This window comes from Achromobacter sp., from assembly GCF_050285585.1.
Lineage (GTDB): Bacteria > Pseudomonadota > Gammaproteobacteria > Burkholderiales > Burkholderiaceae_B > Achromobacter.
In genome coordinates, this window is sequence record NZ_JBLZXF010000005.1 from 178428 (window position 1) to 200295 (window position 21868).

At 66.7% G+C, this 21868-nt stretch carries 20 protein-coding genes and 2 tRNA genes; 17 read left to right on the forward strand and 5 right to left on the reverse strand.

Going from position 1 to position 21868, the window contains the following annotated elements:
- The first annotated feature begins 401 nt into the window (after window positions 1-401).
- Together ACN6PJ_RS09970 and ACN6PJ_RS09975 are read left to right on the forward strand one after the other, a co-directional pair.
- Window positions 402-1028, forward strand: a complete 627-nt coding sequence (locus ACN6PJ_RS09970) for a glutathione S-transferase family protein (protein ID WP_427995703.1) — start codon at window positions 402-404, stop codon at window positions 1026-1028.
- Window positions 1029-1074: 46 nt separating this feature from the next.
- Window positions 1075-2406: an MFS transporter gene (locus tag ACN6PJ_RS09975; protein WP_427995704.1), complete on the forward strand. Its 1332-nt coding sequence runs from the start codon at window positions 1075-1077 to the stop codon at window positions 2404-2406.
- Window positions 2407-2435: 29 nt separating this feature from the next.
- Here ACN6PJ_RS09975 and ACN6PJ_RS09980 read toward each other — a convergent pair whose 3' ends face one another.
- Window positions 2436-3443, reverse strand: coding sequence for an AraC family transcriptional regulator (locus ACN6PJ_RS09980; protein ID WP_427995705.1), 1008 nt, complete (start codon window positions 3441-3443; stop codon window positions 2436-2438).
- A 167-nt stretch (window positions 3444-3610) separates the two neighbouring features.
- On the opposite strand from ACN6PJ_RS09980, the gene ACN6PJ_RS09985 reads away from it, so the two are divergent.
- Complete coding sequence (locus ACN6PJ_RS09985) at window positions 3611-4372, forward strand: aldolase (RefSeq protein WP_427995706.1); 762 nt, start codon at window positions 3611-3613, stop codon at window positions 4370-4372.
- Between the two features lie 64 nt (window positions 4373-4436).
- Here ACN6PJ_RS09985 and mscL read toward each other — a convergent pair whose 3' ends face one another.
- Window positions 4437-4883, reverse strand: a complete 447-nt coding sequence (gene mscL / locus ACN6PJ_RS09990) for a large conductance mechanosensitive channel protein MscL (RefSeq protein ID WP_043545060.1) — start codon at window positions 4881-4883, stop codon at window positions 4437-4439.
- Window positions 4884-5023: 140 nt separating this feature from the next.
- On the opposite strand from mscL, the gene petA reads away from it, so the two are divergent.
- The 6 genes from petA to ACN6PJ_RS10020 all read left to right on the forward strand — a co-directional run bounded on the left by petA (window position 5024) and on the right by ACN6PJ_RS10020 (window position 9376).
- Complete coding sequence (petA, locus tag ACN6PJ_RS09995; protein ID WP_427995707.1) at window positions 5024-5659, forward strand: ubiquinol-cytochrome c reductase iron-sulfur subunit; 636 nt, start codon at window positions 5024-5026, stop codon at window positions 5657-5659.
- A 70-nt stretch (window positions 5660-5729) separates the two neighbouring features.
- Complete coding sequence (locus ACN6PJ_RS10000) at window positions 5730-7118, forward strand: cytochrome b (RefSeq protein WP_427995708.1); 1389 nt, start codon at window positions 5730-5732, stop codon at window positions 7116-7118.
- Between the two features lie 23 nt (window positions 7119-7141).
- The gene (locus ACN6PJ_RS10005; protein ID WP_043545068.1) at window positions 7142-7993 is read left to right on the forward strand and encodes a cytochrome c1; all 852 of its coding nucleotides are present in this window, start codon (window positions 7142-7144) and stop codon (window positions 7991-7993) included.
- Window positions 7994-8146: 153 nt separating this feature from the next.
- Complete coding sequence (locus ACN6PJ_RS10010; protein ID WP_006388039.1) at window positions 8147-8758, forward strand: glutathione S-transferase N-terminal domain-containing protein; 612 nt, start codon at window positions 8147-8149, stop codon at window positions 8756-8758.
- A gap of 12 nt (window positions 8759-8770) precedes the next feature.
- On the forward strand, window positions 8771-9220 hold the full coding sequence (locus tag ACN6PJ_RS10015) for a ClpXP protease specificity-enhancing factor (RefSeq protein ID WP_427995709.1): 450 nt from the start codon (window positions 8771-8773) through the stop codon (window positions 9218-9220).
- Window positions 9221-9300: 80 nt separating this feature from the next.
- Window positions 9301-9376: transfer RNA gene (locus ACN6PJ_RS10020), tRNA-Thr, on the forward strand.
- A 565-nt stretch (window positions 9377-9941) separates the two neighbouring features.
- Here the strand turns inward: ACN6PJ_RS10020 and ACN6PJ_RS10025 are convergent.
- Both ACN6PJ_RS10025 and ACN6PJ_RS10030 read right to left on the reverse strand, forming a co-directional pair.
- Window positions 9942-10598 carry a CerR family C-terminal domain-containing protein gene (locus tag ACN6PJ_RS10025; protein WP_427995710.1) on the reverse strand — a complete coding sequence of 219 codons (657 nt, stop codon included), beginning with the start codon at window positions 10596-10598 and terminating at the stop codon, window positions 9942-9944.
- Window positions 10599-10624: 26 nt separating this feature from the next.
- On the reverse strand, window positions 10625-11881 hold the full coding sequence (locus ACN6PJ_RS10030) for a M24 family metallopeptidase (RefSeq protein ID WP_427995711.1): 1257 nt from the start codon (window positions 11879-11881) through the stop codon (window positions 10625-10627).
- Between the two features lie 185 nt (window positions 11882-12066).
- Here ACN6PJ_RS10030 and ACN6PJ_RS10035 point away from each other — a divergent pair.
- The 4 genes from ACN6PJ_RS10035 (at window position 12067) to ACN6PJ_RS10050 (ending at window position 14964) form a co-directional block, all read left to right on the forward strand.
- Window positions 12067-12142: transfer RNA gene (locus ACN6PJ_RS10035), tRNA-Asn, on the forward strand.
- A gap of 119 nt (window positions 12143-12261) precedes the next feature.
- Window positions 12262-13176 (forward strand): transcriptional regulator GcvA, encoded by a 915-nt coding sequence (gene gcvA, locus ACN6PJ_RS10040; protein WP_427995712.1) that lies wholly within the window; start codon window positions 12262-12264, stop codon window positions 13174-13176.
- Window positions 13177-13273: 97 nt separating this feature from the next.
- A complete protein-coding gene (locus ACN6PJ_RS10045; protein WP_427995713.1) occupies window positions 13274-13747 on the forward strand; it encodes a RidA family protein in 474 nt (157 codons plus the stop codon).
- Window positions 13748-13767: 20 nt separating this feature from the next.
- Window positions 13768-14964: an aminotransferase class V-fold PLP-dependent enzyme gene (locus ACN6PJ_RS10050; RefSeq protein WP_427995714.1), complete on the forward strand. Its 1197-nt coding sequence runs from the start codon at window positions 13768-13770 to the stop codon at window positions 14962-14964.
- Here the strand turns inward: ACN6PJ_RS10050 and ACN6PJ_RS10055 are convergent.
- Entirely contained in the window at window positions 14961-15860 is a 900-nt protein-coding gene (locus tag ACN6PJ_RS10055; RefSeq protein WP_427995715.1) for a DMT family transporter, read from the reverse strand. The genes ACN6PJ_RS10050 and ACN6PJ_RS10055 overlap by 4 nt on opposite strands.
- 187 nt (window positions 15861-16047) lie before the next feature.
- Between ACN6PJ_RS10055 and ACN6PJ_RS10060 the strand changes: the two genes are divergently transcribed.
- From ACN6PJ_RS10060 to ACN6PJ_RS10075, 4 genes are all read left to right on the forward strand, one after another.
- On the forward strand, window positions 16048-16938 hold the full coding sequence (locus ACN6PJ_RS10060; RefSeq protein ID WP_427995716.1) for a helix-turn-helix domain-containing protein: 891 nt from the start codon (window positions 16048-16050) through the stop codon (window positions 16936-16938).
- A 118-nt stretch (window positions 16939-17056) separates the two neighbouring features.
- A complete protein-coding gene (locus ACN6PJ_RS10065; protein ID WP_427995717.1) occupies window positions 17057-18454 on the forward strand; it encodes a DUF2868 domain-containing protein in 1398 nt (465 codons plus the stop codon).
- Window positions 18447-19835, forward strand: a complete 1389-nt coding sequence (locus ACN6PJ_RS10070; RefSeq protein WP_427995718.1) for a GTPase/DUF3482 domain-containing protein — start codon at window positions 18447-18449, stop codon at window positions 19833-19835. The genes ACN6PJ_RS10065 and ACN6PJ_RS10070 overlap by 8 nt, the downstream gene beginning before the upstream one ends.
- Window positions 19836-20200: 365 nt before the next feature.
- Window positions 20201-21808: an ABC transporter substrate-binding protein gene (locus tag ACN6PJ_RS10075; RefSeq protein ID WP_427995719.1), complete on the forward strand. Its 1608-nt coding sequence runs from the start codon at window positions 20201-20203 to the stop codon at window positions 21806-21808.
- The last annotated feature ends 60 nt before the right edge of the window (window positions 21809-21868 follow it).

The following is a 21868-nucleotide window of genomic DNA, read 5'->3' on the forward strand; positions in this document are numbered from 1 at the left end:
GCCCCCACGCCGCGCTCCTGACGGAGCTAGCTGCCCCCCGAGGGGGCTGTCCCACCTTGGGGCGGCCCGGCGGTGGGACGGCGCCCCCCACCCCGCGCTCCTGACGGCGCTAGCTGCCGCCCGAGGGGTCTGTCCCACCTTGGGGCGGCCCGGCGGTGGGACGGCGCCCCCACGCCGCGCTCCTGACGGCGCTGGCGGGGGCATCGCGTGATGAGCGCCCTGCGGGGCGCTTTTTTCATTTCCGGCGGCCGGGGCCGCCTGGACGCCGTTGCGCGTCGCATCCGGTCAATCGCGGTTCTCTCCCTGTCAACCCGGGCGGGAGCACCGCGCCCTAGCATTCCATGCATCGGCTCGCGATCCGGCCTTGCCCGGCCGGACGCTCCTCATGCGGATCCCCAAGAATGCTGACTCTCCACGACCACCCGCGCTCCGGCAACTGCTATAAGGTCCGGCTCTTTCTTGCCCTTATCGGCAAGGAGTATCAGAGCGTTTTTGTCGACGTCCTGGCGCGCGGGAACCAAACCGAGGAATTCGCGCGCATCAGCGCGTTCCAGCAGGTTCCCGCGCTTGTCGACAACGGCCTTGCCATCTGGGACAGCCACGCCATTCTTCTCCATCTTGCCCACCAGTACGCGCCCGGGTGGCTCGCGCCCCAGCCCCACCTTGGCGCCATGTATGCCTGGATATCGGTATCCGCCAACGAAATCGCGAACAGCCTGCAGCCCCTGCGGCTGACGCGCGTGGTCAGCAACGCCGAAGCCGCGCACCACCTGGGCGTGAGCGAGGCGCTGCTGGATGTGCCCGGCATGGAACGCCGCACCGAACGGGTCCTGCGCCGCATGGACAAGCGCCTGGCCGAACGTGGCTGGCTGGCCGGAGGCGATGCGCCGACCGTGGCCGACATCGCGTGCTACGGCTACCTGGCGCTGGCCGAGGAAGCCGCCATCGACATCGCGTCCTACCCGGCCATCGCGGCGTGGCGGCAGCGCATCCGCCAATTGCCGGGCTATGTCCCGCCCGGCCCGTAGACGGCCCACACCGACACATACCGATAAATATCAAGGAGGAGACCCCATGGACGCCATTCAGGCCGCAGAGCCCCTTTCCCGGCCGCACAAGAAACCGAATCTGTTCCGCATCGCCGTCGCCACGGTCGTCGGCACCGCCGTGGAGGCCTTCGACTTCCTCGCTTACGGAACGGCCGCCGCCCTGGTGTTCAACAAGCTGTTCTTTCCGCAGTTCGACCCCGTCACGGGAACGCTCGCGGCCTTTGGCGCCTTTGCCAGCGGCATGCTCGCCCGGCCCATCGGCGGCATCCTGTTCGGCCACTTCGGCGACCGCATCGGACGCAAGTCGATGCTGACGCTGAGCCTGCTGCTGATGGGCATCTGTACGGTGCTCATCGGACTATTGCCGACCTATGAACAGATCGGCATCTCGGCGGCGGTGCTTCTGGTCGTGCTGCGGATCGGACAGGGGCTGTCGTTCGGCGGGGAAATGGGAGGCGCCATGCTGATGGCCGTCGAACACGCGCCGCCGAAGTGGAAGGCTTTTTTCGGCAGCCTGCCTCTGGTGGGCGCGCCCCTGGGCATCCTGCTTTCCGTGGGCGCCTTCGCGCTGGTAACGCGGCTGCCCGAGGCCGACTTTCTTTCCTGGGGCTGGCGCCTGCCGTTCCTCGCGAGCGCCGTGCTTATCGTCGTGGGCCTTTTCATCCGCCAGGGCATCGATGAATCGCCGGAATTCGAGCAGGTCAAGCGCGAGAAGGCCCAGGCCAGGCAGCCTCTCGAAGAAAAGGTGCCGCTGGGCGAACTGCTGCGCGCGCACGGCAAGTCCCTCATCCTGTGCATCGGCTGCAAGATCGCCGAAGTGACGCTCATCTACACGTTTCTTGTGTTCTCGGTGTCCTATGCCGTGTCGAAGCTGGGATTCAGCCGGACCGACGCGTTGCATGCCTTGCTGTACGGCGCCGGCGTGCTGATGTTCACCATTCCGCTCTTCGGCATGCTGGGCGATCGCATCGGCGCGCGCCGCGTCTGCGGTTGGGGCGGGATGCTGCTGGGCATCATGGCCATCCCCATCTTTCTCGCCGTGGGCAGCGGCTCGCTCGTGGCATACAGCATTGCCGTCTTCATCGCCATGGCATTCAACTACGCGATCATGATCGCGCCGCAGTCGAGCCTCTACAGCGTGCAGTTCCCCGCGGAACTGCGCTATTCCGGACTATCCATCGGGGTCCAGTTCTCCGCCGCCATCGGAGGCGGGCTGGCGCCGCTCATCTCGGCCACGCTGGTCCAGACGTTCGACAGCATTCTTCCCGTCGGCATCTACCTGGCGTTTCTCGGCGTCGTCGCCGGCACCTCGGCCTTTCTCATGGCGCCGACGCCACAGGACGCGCGCCGCGCCTGAAGCGACGAAGCGGCGGCGCCTTGCCCGACCTAGGCAGGGCCTTCGTCCGCCCTCGCCGTCTTGCGGTAGAGGGCGGGAGGCATTCCGAAGCGCTCATGGAAACGGCGGATGAAATGGCTCGTATGCTGGAAACCGCAAGAGACGGCGATGTCCTTCACCTCGACGTGCCGGCGCCTCGGATCCTCCAGCGCCTCCCTGGCCAGCTGCAGGCGGCGTTCGCGCACATAGCTGGTGTATTGCAGCGCGCGCATCTTGAAAAGCCGGTGCACCCAGCGGGGCGACACGCGCAGCACGTCCGCCACCGCCTGGACCGAGAGTTCCGGGTCGGTGATGTGGGCCTCGATATAGCTGGCCAGGATCTGCCAGTTATCGGCAGGCGCACGCACGACGCCGGGAATCTTCTCCAGGGCCTGGCTGGTATAGATGGAGGCGAGCAGGGCAAGCAGCGCCTGTTCGGCAAACAGCGACGACGTGGGATTGGATTCCGCCTTATCGAAGAAAACGTGGTGCAGGCAGCGGTGGGCGGTCTGCACCATGGGCAGGCCGGCGGCGGCGCGCTGCGCGGTGAACTGGGCCATCGCGGCGCTATGCGCCCCCAGCAGGCGCGACAAGGGCCCCTTGATCACCACGAGCCGCGAATCGGTCAGCATGTGGATCTCGGAGGGAAGCGCGGTGGTGCGGAAAATGATGTCGCCGGGCTCCAGGAGCAGCGTGGCTTCGTTCTGCACGATGACGCCGTGCCCCGCGATCACGAAGCTCGCCAGGAATTCCGCGTGTTGCGGATCGGCGGCGTGCTCCGCGCGGTGGTTCACGCAAATCGGCGTGGCCTCCAGGCTCACGACCAATCCCCCGGCGCGCAGGCGACAGGCCTGCAATTGCAGCCTCGGCTGCTCGGTGAGCGCCCGGAATTCCCCTGGCAGGATCAGCTTGTCCAGTTCGCGCTGGTATCCGGAAATCTCCTGCGCGTAGAAGGGACGAAACAGGGGAGCGAAGTTGAGATCGATCTCGGGTGAGGCGGACCGGGCGGGTGGATTCATCGTTCGGCTGGCGCGTGACATGGCTTGGAGCACTCTATCAGCCCGGCCCGCGACGGCCGGCAGGCGCGTGCGCTCCTGTCGCAATGAGTCAACCCGCATTCGTGATCGGTCAATCGATTGGAGCGAAGGCGGGCGTGTAATTGAGTCATTATCCCCAAGGAGACCCCATGCTAGACAAACAAGCCCATTCCGACGCCTTCTTCGCGCGCTCCGCGAACAAGCTCGATTTCGGGAATTGGGGCGAGAAGGAGAAGGTGGCGTTGAGCTGCCGCATTCTCGCCAGCGAAGGTCATTCGGAAACCCTGGCCGGCCAGATTACCGTGCGCAACGAGGACGGCACGTTCCTCACGACGCCGATGGCCCATGCGTTCGACGAAATCGTCCCCGGCACCGTCATTCGCATCAATGAGGGCATGGAGGTGCTGGAAGGCCCGGGCACGCCCAACCCCGCCGTGCGGTTCCATTTCTGGGTGTACCGCCACCGCCCGGACGTGCATTGCATCATCCACACTCACCCGCCGTATGTGTCGACCCTGTCCATGACGGGCAAGCCGCTGGTCGTTTCGCACATGGATGCGACGCCTTTCCACAACGATTGCGCCCACCTGAAGGAATGGCCCGGGCTCCCCATCGCCGACCAGGAGGGCGAAATCATTTCGGGAGCATTGGGCGACAAGCGGAGCATCCTGCTGGCGAACCATGGTTTCCTGGCTGCCGGGACGTCCGTGGAAGAGGCGCTGTACCTGTCGGTGCTGATTGAGCGCGCGGCGCGCAATCAGCTGCTGGCCGCGGCCGCATACGGGGAAGTGAAACCGGTCAATGACGAACTGGCCGCCGAATCCCACGACTTCCTGCTCAAGCCGAGCATCGTCCGCGCGAGCTTCGCCATGTTCGCGCGCCGCGTCGAGCGGCAAATGGCTGCGGGCTAGGCCCGCTTGCGGGGCTCAGGCCTGGCGGGCATGCGCCTAGGCCGGAGCCCCGGGGCCTTTCCGGCTATTTCTTGAGCAGGTCGCGGATTTCGCGCAACAGGGCGACGTCCTCGGGCGTCGCGGCAGGCGCGGCCGGCGCTTCCTCGGCCTTGGTGCGGGCCTTGTAGATGGCCTTGACCATCCAGAAGATCACGAAGGCCAGCAACACGAAGTTGATGATGATCGTGACGAAGTTCCCCCACGCGAAGACGTTGGCGCCCGCCTTGGTGAGGTCGGCGTAGGTCATCGGGCCGCTATAGCCGTCCGGCATCGACAGGACCAGGAACTTGTTTGAAAAATCGACCGAACCGCCAAGCACGAAATTGACCAGCGGCATGACGATGTCCTTGACCAGCGAATCGACGATTTTGCCGAACGCCGCGCCGATGATGACACCGACCGCGAGGTCCACCGCGTTGCCTTTTACAGCGAAATCTCGAAATTCTTTGACGAAACCAGTCGCTTTGCTCATAAAAGCACTCCCTTCGTGATACGCCCCCCAGTGGGCTGGCGCTATAATACGCGGTTGCTATGTTGTTACATATTCCCGCGAAGCCGATGCCGCAGAAGTGATGCTACTCGTAGAGCGGGCGCATCAACAAGGATAGGAAGATGAGTCAGGATACGCTGGTGCATGATGATGACGGTGCGGTTGATCCAAATCTGCCGCCCGATCCTTCGCGACGTTTCTGGGTAACCACCGCCTGTGCTGTGGGTGGCGTAGCAGGTGTCGCAACGGCAATACCGTTGGTGAGCACGTTTTCCCCCTCTGAAAAGGCCCGCGCGGCCGGGGCGCCCGTGGAAGTGGACGTCGGCGACATTCCCGTCGGCTCCATGAAAACGGTCGAGTGGCGCGGCAAGCCGGTCTGGATCATCCACCGGTCTCCCGAACAGATCGCCGGCCTCAAGACCCAGGACGCCCTGCTGGCCGATCCCGATTCCAAGCGGCCTGGCTTCACTCCCGCATACGCCGAAAACGAAGGCCGCTCGCGCAAGCCCGAGCTCTTCGTCTGCGTCGGCATCTGTACCCATCTGGGCTGCTCGCCTACCGCGCACTTCGAAAAGGGCGGCGGCATGGGCGCCAACTGGCAAGGCGGATTCCTCTGCCCCTGCCACGGCTCGACGTTCGACCTGGCCGGCCGGGTCTACAAGAACAAGCCCGCTCCCGACAACCTCGAAGTTCCGCCGTACCAATATCTCAGCGATACCCGCATCATCGTGGGTGTCGATGAAGACAACAAGGCCTGACGCTCGCGTCGCGCTTTTTTAATTACGTAAGTAAAACAAATACGCCACGTATTAGAGAAGGAGCCGTTACATGGCTGGCGAGAAAACCGTCGAGACGACAGGCCTGTTGGGCTGGCTGGACCGGCGCTTCCCGGTGACCTCCACCTGGAAAGCCCATCTGTCCGAATACTACGCACCGAAGAACTTCAACTTCTGGTATTTCTTTGGTTCACTGGCCCTGCTGGTGCTGGTGTTGCAGATCGTGACCGGCATTTTCCTGGTCATGCACTACAAGCCGGATGCCGAACGCGCGTTCCAATCCGTCGAATACATCATGCGCGAAGTCCCGTGGGGCTGGCTGGTGCGCTACATGCACTCCACCGGCGCGTCGATGTTCTTCGTCGTCGTGTACCTGCACATGCTGCGCGGGCTGCTCTACGGCTCCTATCGCAAGCCGCGCGAGCTCGTGTGGATCTTCGGCGTCGCGATCTTCCTCTGTCTGATGGCGGAAGCCTTCTTCGGCTACCTGCTGCCCTGGGGCCAGATGTCCTACTGGGGCGCCCAGGTGATCGTGAACCTGTTCTCGGCCATTCCGTTCATCGGCCCCGAACTGTCGATCTGGATCCGCGGCGACTACGTCGTGTCGGACGCCACCCTGAACCGCTTCTTCGCCTTCCACGTCATCGCCATCCCGCTGGTGCTGGTGGGCCTGGTCGCCGCCCACCTGGTGGCGCTGCACGAGGTCGGCTCGAACAACCCGGACGGCATCGAGATCAAGCAAGGCCCGAAGGACAAGTACGGACGCCCGAAAGACGGCATCCCGTTCCATCCCTTCTATTCGGTGCATGATCTGATGGGCGTGGCGGGCTTCCTGCTGGTGTTCGCGTTCATCGTGTTCTTCGCGCCGGAAATGGGCGGCTACTTCCTGGAGTTCAACAACTTCATCCCGGCCGACTCGCTGAAGACGCCTCCGCACATCGCTCCGGTGTGGTACTTCACGCCGTTCTACTCGATGCTGCGCGCCACCACCGACGAGTTCACCTGGGTGCTGGCTGGCGCCTCGGTGCTGGGCGCCATCGCGCTGCTCGTCAAGAGCAACCTGAAAGGCGTCATGCGCGTCGCCATCCCCGGCATCCTGATCGTCGTGGCCGTGCTGCTGCGCGTGATCGACGCCAAGTTCTGGGGCGTGGTCGCCATGGGCGGCACCGTGGTCATCCTGTTCTTCCTGCCGTGGCTGGACCACTCCCCGGTCAAGTCGATCCGCTACCGTCCCACGTGGCACAAGTGGATCTACGGCATCTTCATGGTCAATTTCCTGGTGCTCGGCTACATCGGTACGCAGCCGCCCAGTCCGCCGTTGAACATCACGTCGCAGATCGGCACGCTTCTGTACCTGGCATTCTTCTTCATGATGCCGGTCTGGAGCCGCCTTGGCACCTTCAAGAAAGTGCCCGAGCGCGTTACGTTCCACGCCCACTGAGCCCACCAGATAACGGATTAACCATGATCAAGAAGCTGATTGGTGCCGTGGCCTTGTTGCTCGCATGCACCTCCACTTTCGCCGCCGAAGGCGGATTCCCGCTGGACAAGGCCCCGTACCGCGTCAACGACATGTCGTCGCTGCAGAACGGAGCCAAGCTGTTCGTCAACTACTGCCTGAACTGCCATAGCGCGTCCTCGATGCGTTACAACAAGCTCAAGGACATCGGGCTGACCGACCAGCAAATCAAGGAAAGCCTGCTGTTCACCGGCGAAAAGGTCGGCGACATGATGACCGTCGCCATGACCCCGAAGGACGCCAAGCAGTGGTTTGGCACGACGCCCCCGGATTTGTCCGTGATCGCCCGCGCCAAGTCCGTGAACGCCGGCCCCTCGGGTTCCGACTACATCTACACCTACCTGCGCACCTTCTACCGCGACACGTCGCGCGCCACGGGCTGGAACAATCTGGTCTTCCCGGCCGTGGGCATGCCCCACGCGCTCTGGGAACGCCAGGGTCCGCGCGAGCTCACGACCGTCGCCATGCACGAGGTCGAAGGCAAGGAAGGCGCGCCCAAGACCTGGGAACGGGTCACGACGGTGTACGATGCACAAGGTTTTTCCACGGTCAAGGCCGAACCGGTAGCCAACTACCACGGCCATGCCACCTTCGATGCCAAATTCAAGGCCGCCAACCCGGCCCAAGTCGCAACATACGACAACGACATCGCCGATCTGACCGCGTTCATGTCCTGGATGGCCGAGCCCGTCCAGACGTTCCGCGTTCGCCTCGGTGTCGGCGTCATGTTGTTCCTGCTGCTGTTCTTCCTGGTTACCTGGCGCCTGAATGCCTCGTACTGGAAACACGTGCGCTAACCGCAAGCCCCGCCAGGTTTTTTTGCCGTCCCCGGTTGTAAATGGGGACGGAATCGGCGGATAGGGCCGTACGCCTATCCCGCCTGGCAATTGGGGCCAGCGCCTGCTAGATTAAGGCGCTGGCCTTTCGTTTTTCATAAAGGACTTACCGCCATGATGGTGCTCTATTCCGGAACCACGTGTCCGTTTTCGCAACGCTGCCGTTTCGTGTTGTTCGAAAAAGGCATGGATTTCGAGATCCGCGACATCGACCTGTACAACAAGCCCGAAGACATCTCGGTGATGAATCCGTACGGTCAAGTGCCCATTCTGGTCGAGCGCGACCTGGTCCTGTACGAGTCGAACATCATCAACGAGTACATCGACGAGCGCTTCCCCCACCCGCAGCTCATGCCCGCCGACCCGGTCATGCGCGCCCGCACGCGCCTGTTCCTCTACAACTTCGAAAAGGAACTGTTCGTCCACGTCTCGACGCTCGAAGACCGCAGCGCCAAGCCCGACGAAAAGAAGCTGGCCAACGCCCGCCAGAACATCCGCGACCGCCTGGCTCAGCTGGCTCCCATGCTGCTGAAGAACAAGTACATGCTGGGCGAGGAATTCTCCATGCTCGACGTGGCCGTGGCCCCGCTGCTGTGGCGCCTGGACCACTACGGCATCGAGCTGCCCAAGAACGCGGCGCCGCTGCAGAAGTACGCCGAACGCATCTTCTCGCGTCCGGCCTATATCGAAGCGCTGACGCCTTCGGAAAAAGTAATGCGTCGTTAAGGCTGTTCCGCAATGGGTGAAACTTCGACCAAACCGTATCTGATCCGCGCGCTGCATGAATGGTGCACCGACAACGGCTACACGCCGTACATCACCGTGCAGGTCGACGAGCACACCATGGTGCCCGTCGCCCATGTGCGCGACGGGCAGATCACACTGAACGTCGGCACGCTGGCCACCAACCGTCTGGTGCTGGGCAATGAATTCATCGAATTCCAGGCCCGCTTCAGCGGCGTGACCGAAAACGTCTACGTTCCCGTGGGCGCCGTCAGCGCCATCTACGCGCGCGAAACCGGCGCCGGCATGGGCTTCGAAGTGCAGCCCTACGAACCGCCAGCCGCCGGCGCCCAGGGCACGGCGGCCGACGCCGCGCCCGAAGGCTCCGACGCGACCGCCGCCCCCGGCGACGACGGCGGAGACGGCGACGAACCCAAGCGTCCGCGCCTGACCATCGTCAAATAGCCGCCGCGCAGGCACGGCCACGCCCGGGGCTGCATTTTTTTCATTACAATGCGGTCCCTGTGCAAGGCCACGCAGGCAAAGCCGGTGTAGCTCAGTTGGTAGAGCAGCTCACTTGTAATGAGAAGGTCGAGGGTTCGATTCCTTTCACCGGCACCAAGCTTGCAGCCCAAACAGAATGGAAACCCGCAGCGCCCGAGGCGAAGCGGGTTTTTTTTGTCCGGGCGTACTGGCAGGCGCTCCCCGCGCGCGATCGCTCGATCTTGGCGCTGGTGACGGCGGTCAGGCCTCCCATTCTTCCAGCACCTTCCCGCGGGTCTCGATGCCATGACGGCCCGCACCCGCGAACCGGGTCATCGCCATCGGCCCGGAAATCGCGGCAAGCTTGGCCCATACAGCGCCCACGCCACAGCCCAATGCGCGCGGCTCCAACAGGCTATCTGCCGTACAACCTGAGCCGTCGCCACCATCAGCGAGATCTGCAAAGGCACCCTGATCGAACAATCGGTCATGAGCCGCATCGTGGATCAGGTCGAACAGCGCGGTTTCGCGGTGCGCGCCAAGCGCGCCACCAATGCCAGGGGGGCGAGGTCAGGCTGGCCCGTGGGCGAAGCCGTTCACGACCAAGTCGATATCGCCGCGCAGGCAATAACCGCCACCAGCCAGTCCATCCTGTCACAGGCCGAGCAGGACGATTTGAGACGGCAACCGGCGCGGCGTGGCGCTAGCCGGCCTTGGCGGCCGCGACCGCCATGCGGCCCACCAGCACCGCGATCTCGTCCGCGACGGCCTGCGGCAATGCCTTTACGGCCAGGCGCCGCAATAGCGCCTGCCTGGCCACCGCGAATGCGATTGCCTGGCCGAGAATGGCGTGCGCGCGCAGGATATTGCGGGCATCGTCCGCTGCGTCGCCCCGTATGCCGGCAACCCGCTGCGTCACCGCCTCGTGCAGCGGCTGGAACAGTTGCCCGTAAGTCTCGTCAAAGATCGGCGAAGGCTGGAGCTGTTCGCGCGCCAGCAGCAGGCTGCCGCTTACGGATTCGGCGGCGCCGTCCAGCAGCGCGCGCGTGAACGCCCGCATCAGCGCCTCCAGTGCGCGCGCCGAGGCTGCCGCGCCGGACGGCTGCTCGGCCAATATGCGCTCCAGGCCCGCGCGCTCGACGATGCCGTTCGCCACGCGCCGGATGACCGCGGCATATACACCGTCCTTGCCGCCGAAATGATAGGGAATGGCGGACTGATTCACGCCCGCCGTATCGGCCAGTTCACGCGTGCGCACGCCGTCCAGCCCGTATCGGCTGAACAGCGACAGCCCCGCCTCGATCAGTTTGTCGCGCGTTTCGCGGGCGCGTTCCGCATGACCGTCTGTGGATGGCTTCATCGTATCCGTGAGGCGGGGCGTCATGTTTACCACCTTGCCTGCATCAATCTCGTCGAGTTCTGGTTGAGTTCCACGCCAGCCGTGTCGCCCACGATGACGGTGCCGCCAACGTTGGCCACATGCCGCCCGAAAGCGCAGTTGGGCTCAAAAGCGAAACACATACCCGGCTTCAGCTCCAGTTCGCGCGCGACCGTGGGCAGGCGTTGCAACTGCGTATACCGGCCGGCCTCAGGTAGGCATTCTATGCCGGGCGCCGTGCCAAAGCCCACCGGCCCATAGGGATTGATGCTGTGTATCAGCGGATGCACATGCCAGCCGCCCGCCTCCAGCAGCGGCCGCTCCATCGCGTCCACCACGGCGCCGAACGTGTTCCCGGCATGAAGCGCCCGCAACCCCTGCTCGTAGCACTCGCGGGCGACCGCCGCCGCGCGCAGGATGTCCGGATGCACTTCGCCGACCGCCACCGCGGCCTGATGCTGCGTTTCCATCATGCCGTAGAGGGCGAATATCTCAGACAGTACGACGTCCCCCTCACGCAATACGCGAGGACGCTGCGAACGGTACTGCCACGCCGGCGGGCCCCAGCCCACATACTCCGGCCCCGACCCCAGCAGGATCTCGGCGGTGTATCCCCCCATGGAAAAGCAGGTGGATGTCACGGCAGCGACCAGTTCTGCCTCGGATACCCCCGGGCGAGCAGTCGCGCGCAGGGTTTCGCTCATGGCTTCGCCAATGTGCGCGGCATAGCGGATAAGCCCCAATTCCTCTTCGCTCTTGACAGACGCCAATGCGAAGAATGCCCGATACACCGGCACGAACTCGGCCTGCGCAAGCGCGCCCGCCAATCCCTCCATCGTGCGGCAGGGCAAGGCGCCATCGAAATAGAAGGGCGGGTATGGCTCCAGGCCGATGATGCCGACGCGCGCGCCGGCAAGGCCGCGGCTGGCCAAATAGGCGCCCGCATCGCGGCCGGTCTTGCCCACGCGCAACTGCTCGGGCGCCAGCCACTGCAGGTCGCCGCGCATTGCGGCCTGGATATGGTCGGCCACCATCATGGAAGCGAACGTGAATACCAGCGGCGCGTCCTCGCCAACGAAGAGCACCAGCGATCCTGGCCGGTCGTTGGTGAAGTAGCAGTCCGGCGCGAACGCCGCCGGGGCTGCCGCCTCCCGGTCGCCATAGACGATCAGGGCGTCAAGACGCTCTTCGCGCATGAGCCGGCGCGCCAACTGCCAGCGCCTGTCGCGCTCGGCCAAAGAGAGAGGAGGGGGAATTTGGATCATGCTGCGCTCCTGACAAGGTTGAGCCTACAATTTAATTCATTTGAATGAATTAAATCAACCTGGACACGCGATGGCGCGCGGCGGTTGCGGCCGGGGAAATCCCGCGCAACGCGGCCGCGCCGTTCCGTCCCCGACCGTTTTGCAATCTTCGCGAATTTTGTGCATAATTCGGCCCCTCTACCTGTTCCCCGATAGCTCAGTCGGTAGAGCGACGGACTGTTAATCCGCAGGTCGCTGGTTCGAGCCCAGCTCGGGGAGCCAAAGAATGCAGTACTGAAGGGCCCGCAACGTGTTTGCGGGCCTTTTGCATTTCCGGACGGCTTCCCGCCCGCCGCGCAGTACGATGATGCGCATTCCCTCACCGCGATTGCCCCTGCACCATGCGTTCTGCGCGATCCCTGCCCGCCCTGGTTTCCCTGCGCGCCTTTGAAGCAGCCGCGCGGCGCCTGAGCTTCTCCCTGGCCGCGCAGGAGCTGTTCGTCACGCAGAGCGCCATCAGTCACCACATCCAGCGCCTAGAGACGGAACTGGGCGTGGCGCTGTTCGAACGCCGCGCCCGCGCCGTGACCCTGACCGCCGCGGGCCAGGCCTACTACGAGCGGGTGCACGCCGCATTCGAGTTGCTGCGCCAGGGCACGGACGACATCCGCGCGCCCGCGGCGGCGCGCAAGAAGCTGCGGGTTGGCCTGCTGGCGTCGTTCGCCACGCGCTGGCTCGCGCCGCGGCTGGCGGGATTCGCCGCCGCTCACCCGGACATCGACTTGCAGTTGCTGCCCGACATCGCGCTGGCGGACGTCGCCGGCGGCGAGGTCGACGTGGCGATACGCTACGGGCAGGGCGCCTGGCCCGGCGTGCGGGCGCGGCTGCTGATGGCGGAGCGCCTGTCCATCGTCTGCGCCCCCGCGCTCATCGCGGGAAGGAAGCGCCCGCGAACTGCGGAGGACCTGCTGCGCTATCCCCTGCTGGCGTCCCACGCCAGGCACCCCTTCGAATGGGACGCCTGGGCGCAATGCTACGGCCTGGACCTGAGCCGCGCGCGGCCGGTACGCCTGCACGACTACAACATCGTGGTGGAGGCCGCCTTGGCGGGCCAGGGGCTGGCGATGGGCCGGCATCGCCTGATCGGGGCCCAGCTGGCCAGCGGCGCGTTGGTCGAGGCGCTGCCCGGCGCCACGCTGGAGGCCCCGCGCATCGGCTGGTGGTTCGTGACGCCGCGCGGCGCGCTCGGCGACGCGGCGCAGCGGTTCCATGCCTGGTTGACGCACGCGGCCGCGGCGCCCGGCGATACGCATTAGTTCTACTCATACATGCGTCACAAGAATTGATTGGTCACGGCGCGCCACGGCCGATAGCATGGGGGTTTCCACTAGATCCCTGCACAGGAGCCCCCTCATGACCCGTTCGATCTCCGGCCGCGTGGCCGAACTTGGCCTCGCCCTGGAAGCCGCCGCCGCTCCCGCCGCCAACTACGTTTCCTGCGTGCAGGAAGGCAATCTGCTCTACATCTCCGGCCAGATCTCGCGCAAGGACGGCAAGGCCGCGTATCTCGGGCGCCTGGGCGACCAGATCTCCGACGCGGACGGCGTCCAAGCGGCGCGCCTGTCCGCGCTGGGCGTCCTGTCGCAGATCGCCGCGGCCACCGGCGACCGGCTGGACCGGGTGGCGCGCGTGGTGCGCCTGGGCGTGTTCGTGGCCAGCACGCCGGACTTCAACCGCCAGAGCGCCGTCGCCAACGGCGCCTCCGACCTGATGGTGGACGTGTTCGGCGACGCAGGCCGCCATGCCCGCAGCGCGGTCGGCGTGGCCTCCCTGCCCCAGGGCGTCGCCGTGGAAGTGGAAGCCGTTGTCGCCCTCGCGCAGGCTTGACGCCGCGTCCCGGAACCGCCATGTCCGCCTCCCTGACCCCGGCCGCCGTGCAGGCCCTGCGCGCCCTGACCCCGGGCGCCCAAACCACCGTCCACTTCAACCACGCGGGCGCGTCGCTCCCGTCGGCCGCCACGCTGCAGGCGATCCATTCGCATCTGCACCGCGAAGCCACGCTGGGGCCGATGGAGGCCGGCGTGGCCTCGCGCGAACAGACGGAAAGGGCCCGCGTGCTGACCGCCCGGCTGTTCAATGCCCAGCCTGACGAGATCGCGCTGACCGGCGGGAACTCATCGGGCTGGGGCGCCGCTTTCGCCGCGCTGCCGGCCTGGAAGCCCGGCGACCGCATTCTGGTCGGCCGCCATGAATGGGGCGGAAACCTGGCAGCGATGCGGCTCGCGGCGCAGCGCGCGGGCGCCACGCTGGAAACCATCCCTTCGGACGATAGCGGCTGCGTGGACGCGCAGGCGCTGGAAGCGATGCTGGACGAAAGGGTGCGCCTGATCGCGCTGACCTGGCTGCCCGCCAACGGCGGATTGATCAACCCTGCCGCCGCCATCGGGCAGGTGGCGCGGCGGCACGGCATCCCGTACTTCGTGGACGGCGCGCAAGCCGTCGGCCAGGTGCCGGTGGACGTGGCCCGGATCGGCTGCGACGTCTTGAGCGGAGCGGGACGCAAGGCGTTGCGCGGCCCGCGCGGCACCGGCCTGCTGTATGTGCGGCGAGGCTTCCTCGATATGCTGACCCCCGCGTTCGTGGACACGCACTCGGCCCCCCTGGGGCCGGACGGCCAGCCCGTGCTCCGCCAGGACGCCGCGCGCCTGGAATCCGCGGAGAATTCGCTGGCGCTGCGCTGCGGCCTTGCCAACGCCTTGCAGGAAGCCCTGGACATCGGGCTGGAATCCATCCGCGCGCGCATCGACGCCGTCGCCCAGTCCTTGCGGGCCGAATTGGCGGCCATCCCCGGCATCGCGGTGCTGGACCAGGGCCGTGAACGCTCGGGCCTGGTGGCTTTCAATCTCGCGGGCCGCGACGCCGTGTCGGTGCAGCGCGCGATGGCCGCGCAAGGCGTGACCATCGGCAGCAACGGCGTGCCCTACACGCCGCTGGACATGGAAGCCCGCGGGCTGACGCAGATTGCGCGGGCGTCGGTCAGCTACCTCACCAGCGACGCGGAAATCGACCGGCTGCTGGAAGGGCTGCGCGGCCTGGCCGCCTAACCAGCCGCCTGGGCGCGGCGCGCAAAGGGCGACCACTTCGTGAAGACCAGCAGGTTGCCCAGCATCACCAGGCCCAGGCCCAGCAATGCATACGGCGTCCACTGATAGCCTTCGGCGTAGGACGAAACGCTCAGGGCCACGACCGGGAACAGCACCGTGCAGTAGGCGGCGCGCGCCGGGCCCATCCGCCCGACGAGCGTCAGGTAGGCGGTGAAGCCGACCACCGATCCGAACATGGCCAGGTAGAGCAGCGCGCCCACATAGGCGGCCGAACCGTCGAAATCGAAAGGCAGGCCCGCCGCCACGCAGCCGGCCAGCAGGATGGCCGCGCCGTAGAGCATGCTGTAGGCATTGCCCGTCAGCGGCCTGATGCCCGCGCGCTGCTGCAGGGACGACAGCATGTTCCCGGTGGAAAAGCAGAAGGTCCCCAAGAGCGCGAAGCCCAGGCCCAACAGCGTTTCATGGCTGGCTTCCTGGCTGGCCAGTTCCGGCCAGAACAGCAGGACGAGCCCGGCAAAGCCGAACACGCCGGCCACCATGACGCGAGGCGCGATGCGCGTGCCGAACCAGAGGCGGGCATTCAGCGCGTTCCACAGGGTGGCCGCCGAAAACACCACCGACACCAGGCCGCTGGGTATCCACTGCGTCGCCGTGTAGAAGCACAGGAAATTCAGGCAGAACAGGCACAGCCCCTGGCCTACGCACAGCCAGTGCCCGCGCCGGTCCAGCCGCTGCAGCTTGCGCGCCAGCAGCAGGGCTCCGAACAGGATGAGGCCCGCCAGCGCGAAGCGGTAGAAGATCGACACGGGAATGGCGACCACGCCCAGCTGGAGCTTGATGGCGATCCAGGTGGTGCCCCAGATCAAGACGGTGAGGAAATACAGGGAAAGGTTCACGTTGCGGCTTGCGGCAAGGCGGAAATAGGGACGGGAAAAGTCGGCGGCCCGGCGGCCGCCCGGAACACCAGTGTGCGCTTGCCGCCCCGCGCCGGATTGCCGTTTCTTGCGGTTTTTGCTTGCCGCCGGGGCGCTCCCGGGCAAAAAACGTCCCCTCGGCAAGCAATCGCAGTAGCATTTCAATCCTATGGTTTCCGTTGCCTCGGCCCCGTCCGATTTCTCCGTCTTCCGCACGCTGTCGCGCTCGACCGCGACGCTGCAGCGCGCGGCCCCGCTGGGCGAAGGCCTCGCGATCTCGCAATGGTCGCGCAGCGCCCGCGAAACCCTCGGCTACGAGACGCCCGGCCACCACACGCTCTCGCTGTACCTGCAAGGCGGCGACCGGTCTTTCCGCGTGGGCCAGGACTCGCTGCATGGCGGCGCCGGCAAGTTCTGCGTCCTGCCGGCCGAACACCACTCGCGCTGGAGCATGAACGACACGGTGCATTTCCTGCACCTGTACATCGCGCCCGAGCGCCTGGCGCGCGAGGCCGTCATGCGGCTGGATTGCGAACCCCGCACGCTGGAATTGCGCGACCGCACCTACATCCACGATGACTCGCTGATCGATGTCTGCCGGCAATTGCTCGGCACCGACTGGGCCCAGCCCGCCGACCGTCTCGCTGCCAGCAGCGCCGGCGAAACCGTGTTGCACCACCTGCTGAACCAAGGCGTCGCGCGCAAGGCCGGCGCGCCGGTGAAAGGCGGGCTTGCCCCAGGCGCGCGCCGGCGCGTCATGGACTACGTGGACGCGCATCTCGCCGAACCGCTCACCCTGGACCGGCTGGCGGGCGTGGCTGCGCTGTCCACCTACCACTTCGCCCGCATGTTCCATGCGTCTTTCGGCGAGCCGCCACACGCCTGGGTCAGGGCCAGGCGCCTGGCGCGCGCCCGCAGCCTGCTGGAAACCGGCAAGAGCGACCTGGCCGGCATCGCCCAGGCCAGCGGCTTCGGCAATGCCAGCCACCTGTCGCGCGTCTTCCGCGACGCCATCGGCGTCACGCCCGGCCAATACCGCGGCGCCCGCGGCAGGCACTAGCGCGGTCGTCCGGCCCCGTTTCCGCACCCGCCCGGTCTACAATGACGCACCGCCCTTAGGCCTGACCGCGCCCCTGCCCGACGCGATGCCGTCCCCGACCTCTCGCGACCTTGCCCCCTTGGCCGATCCCGCCAACCCGAGCCGCTTGCGCGCGCATTGGCTGGCGGAACTCGTCCGCCTGCGCGAAGCGCACTGGGGGCCGCTGGAAGACGCGGACGCGGTCCGGCGGGTTCGCCAGCTGGATGCGGACCTGCCCGGGCGCATCCTGGCCCGTGCCGGACTGCTCGCGCAGCGCGAGGGGCTGGATCCCCTGGTCGACGCGTGGCGGCGCAGCGCGCTGGGCATCCTGGCCGTGCTGTTCGTGCTGGCGGCGATATCCGGCGCCGCCGCCGCCCTGGGCGCGCTAGGCGACGGCTCGCGTCCGGTCAACGTCCTGTGGGCCCTGGGCGCGTTGCTGGGGCTGCACGCGCTGACGTTCCTGCTGTGGCTGGGCAGCTTCCTCTTCAAGGCCTCCGCCGCAACGGGGCTGGGACGCCTCTGGCTGTGGGCCACGCGCAAGCTCGCCCGCGGCCCCGACGGCGCGCTCGTCCCGCAGGCATTCCTGAACCTGCTGGCCCGCGCGGGCGCCTTGCGCGGGCTGTTCGGCGCCATCAGCCATCTGCTGTGGTTGACGGCCCTGTGCGCCGCGCTGGCCGCCTTGCTGGCCGTCCTGTCCACCGCCAGCTACCGCTTCATCTGGGCCACCACCTTGCTGGCGCCCGACACTTTCGTCTCGCTCACGCAGGCCATGGGCTGGCTTCCCGCCCACCTGGGCTTTCCCATGCCGGACGCCGCCGTGGTCCGCGCCAGCGACGGCACGCAGGCCCTGTCCGCCGACGCGCAGGTGCAGTGGTCGATCTGGCTGATCGGCGTGCTGGTCGTGTACGGCATCCTGCCGCGCCTGCTGGCCGCGGCCCTGTGCGCGGCCAGCGCGCTGCGCGGCTTGCGCGTCGATCCCGCGCTGCCGGGCTTTTCCGCCTTGCGCGACAGGCTCGAGCCTGCCGCCCTGTCCACCGGCATAGACCGCCCCGTCGGCCCGCTGCACGAGCCGCGGGTGCGCGCGGCGATCCCGGCAGGCCTGGACGGCCGGCCCGTCGTGCTGGGCCTGGAACTGCCGCCAGACCTGACGTGGCCGCCCCCCGGCGTGCCCGAAGCCGTGCAGCAGGCCGGCAACCTGGATACCCGCGAAGAACGCAATCGCGTGCTGGACGCGCTGGCGCAGGCCGCCGCCACCCGCCTCCTGATCGCCTGCGACGCCCGCCAGACCCCCGACCGCGGCACGCTGTCCCTGATCGCCGAACTCGCTGCCCACGCGGCGCAGACCCGCGTCTGGCTCATCCCGCCGCTCGCGGGCGCGGATGCCGCCACCCGCGCGCCGCTGTGGCGCGAACGCCTGCTCGCGCTGGGCCTGTCCGCGGACGCCATCGTGCAGGCGCCCGCCCCCCCGTTCGCGTGGCTGGAGTCCGGCCATGCCTGACGAATTGATCAAGATCGCGCTGGTCGGCCACACCAATACCGGCAAAACGTCGCTATTGCGCACGCTGACCCGCGATACCGGTTTCGGCGAGGTCGCCGACAGCCCCGGCACCACCCGCCACGTCGAAGGCGCGCGCCTTCGGCTTGAGGGGCGCGCGGTGCTGGAATGGTTCGACACGCCGGGCATGGAAGACAGCATTTCCCTGCTCGAATACCTGGAACGGCTGGACCGCCCCGGCGAACGCCTCGACGGCCCCGCTCGCATCCGCCGATTCCTGGACACGCCCGAGGCGCATGGCCGCTACGAGCAGGAAGCCCGGGTGCTGGCCAAGATGCTGGACTGCGACGCGGCCCTGTACGTCATCGATGCGCGCGATCCGGTGCTGGGCAAGCACCGCGACGAACTCGCCATCCTGGCCGCCTGCGGCCGCCCCTTGCTGCCGGTGCTGAACTTCGTCAACGCGCCAGCGCACCGGGCGGATGAATGGCGCGATGCCATGGCCCGCCTGGGGCTGCATGCGGTCGTGGAGTTCGATACCGTCGCACCGCCCCTGGACGGCGAGCAGCAGCTCTACGCCAAGCTCGGCGTCCTGCTGGACCGCCATGCCGCCGCGCTGGCGCGGCTGTCCGACAGCCTCGCGGCCCAGCGTCGCGCGCGCCGCGGCTCCGCCTATGAAATGCTGGCCGACCTGCTGATCGACGCGGCCGCCCTGCACCTGTCCAGCGCCAGCGACGAAGCGGCGCTCGTGGCCGCCTCGAACCAGCTGCGCGAACAGGTGCGGCGGCGCGAGCAGACCTGCGTGGACGCCCTGCTGGCGCTCTACAACTTCCGCCGCTCCGATTTCGCCGATGACGCGCTGCCGCTGCAAGGCGAGCGCTGGGGCATGGACCTGTTCCATCCCCAGGCACTGAAGGACATGGGCGTGCAGGTCGGCATGGGCGCCGCCGCGGGCGCGATGGCGGGCGCCGCGGTGGACCTGTTCAGCGCCGGCCTCAGCCTCGGCACCGGCATGCTGATCGGCGCCGCCGCCGGCGGTCTTTGGCAGGGCGTCGAAAAGCTGGGCAAGCGCGTGGCCGGCAAATTGCGCGGCTGGCGCGAGATCAGCGTGGACGACGCCGTGCTGCGCCTGCTGGCGCTGCGGCAGCGGCAGCTGATCGAGGCCCTGGAACGCCGCGGCCACGCCGCGCGCGAACCCCTGAAACTGGACCGTCCGGACGACGAAGCCTGGCGCAAGGGCCCGCTGCCCGAGGCCCTGAAGGAAGCCCGCAGCCGGCCCGAATGGTCGGCCCTGGGCGAGCACTACGAAGACAGCGACCGCCGCAAGCGTGTCGTGGCCGAATTGGCGAAAACCCTTGCCGAAGCGCCGCTGCCCGCGGCATGACCGCAATGCCCGCGGGCGCCGGGGCACTCACCATTCAAGGCCGCCCGCAAGCGCGTACTAACCCCAATCCAAACCGATTGACGCTTAAACGAATGCATCTATAAGATTCGTTTTGCATCGGCACGGGTCCGTCCCCGTCCTGATAGTCACAAGGTCACAAGGGGTTGGGTCGATCGTGAAGTCGAAGTCCTACGCAGTGATTCCAGGCAGCGCCATCACCGGCCCGCGCGCGGTTCGCGCCGCGCTCCGCTCGACCCCACTCCGCCTTTCGTCGTAAGCAGCAACGCCATGCCCCTGCCCTGGACGGGGCCGGGGCCCTATCACTTCTGTCGCGCTACCCGCGCACTACACGGAGCATGAGGGCTATGCGTACTTTTCCCCACCTGAAGCAAGCGGCGCTGGCTGCGGCCGTCGCGGCATCGCTGGCGTTCAGCGCCGGCGCGGCCGCCAAGACTTTCCATTGGTCGTACCAAGGCGACGCCACGTCCATGGATCCCATGGCCCTGAACGAAACGTTCACGCTGGGCTTCCAGGGCAACATCTACGAGACGCTGGCCGGCTACGACGGCAACCTGAAGCTGACCCCGCTGCTGGCGGAAAGCTGGGAAAACCCCGAACCCACCAAGTGGGTGTTCAAGCTGCGCAAGGGCGTGAAGTTCCATGACGGCTCGCCCTTCACGGCGGACGACGTCATCTTCTCCTGGAAGCGCAGCCTGACGCCGGGCTCCGACATGAAGGGCTACGGCGCCAAGGCGTCGGACATCAAGAAGGTCGACGACTACACCATCGAAGTCACGACCCCCACGCCCAATCCCATCCTGCCGCGCGAATGGGTGTTCCTGTACATCATGAGCAAGTCGTGGTCGGAGAAGAACAAGACCACCGAGGCCACCAACGTCAAGGGCGACAACCAGGGCAACTACGCCAACCTGCACGCCAACGGCACCGGCCCGTTCATGCTGGCCGAACGCCAGCCCGACGTGAAGACGGTCCTCAAGCGCTTCGACGGCTACTGGAACAAGAACATCAAGACCAACGTGGACGAGGTCATCTTCCAGCCGATCACGCAGGAAGCCACCCGCGTCGCCGCGCTGATCTCCGGCGAAATGGACCTGGTGCAGCCCGTGCCCGTGCAAGACTGGAAACGTCTGGAAGACGCCAAGGGCGTGAAGCCGCTGACCGCGCCCGAGGCGCGCGCCATCTTCATCGGCATGGACCAGGACCGCGACGAGCTGCTGTTCTCGGACGTGAAGGGCAAGAACCCCTTCAAGGATCCCAAGGTGCGCGAAGCGGTCGTGCTGGCCGTGGACACCAAGGCCATCAACGAGAAGATCATGCGCGGCGCGGCCAAGCCGCTGGGCTCGCTCATCGCCACCTCCATCAACGGCTATGACGATTCCTTCGGCACGCCGTACAAGCCGGATCCCGAACGCGCCAAGAAGCTGCTGGCCGAGGCGGGCTACCCGAAGGGGTTCACGGTCACCATGGACTGCCCGAACGACCGCTACGTCAATGACGAGAAGGTCTGCCAGGCTGTCGCGGGCATGCTGGCGCGCGTGGGCATCAAGATCAACCTGCTGGCGCAGACCAAGTCGAAATACTTCGGCAAGATTCTCCTGCAGGCAGGCAACCAGACCAGCATGTACATGCTGGGCTGGACGCCCAGCTCGACCGACGCGCACAACACGCTGCTGAACCTCACTTCCTGCCGCAACGCCAAGACGGCCGCCGGGCAGTTCAACCTGGGGGGCTACTGCAACAAGAAGGTCGACGAGCTCACCGACAAGATCGGCGTCGAAACCGACCAGGCCAAGCGCAACGCGATGATCAAGGAAGCCTTCGGCATCGTGCGCAGCGACTACGGCTACCTGCCGCTGCACCAGCAGCCCATGTCCTGGGGTGTAAAGGATAACATCCAGGTCATCCAGCGCGCCGACGACGTGCTGGACCTGCGCGACGTCGTCCTGCCGTAATCCGGCGACGCGAACCCCGGGCGGCCCAGCCGCCCGGGCGCGCCCGGCCCAGCCCCGGTT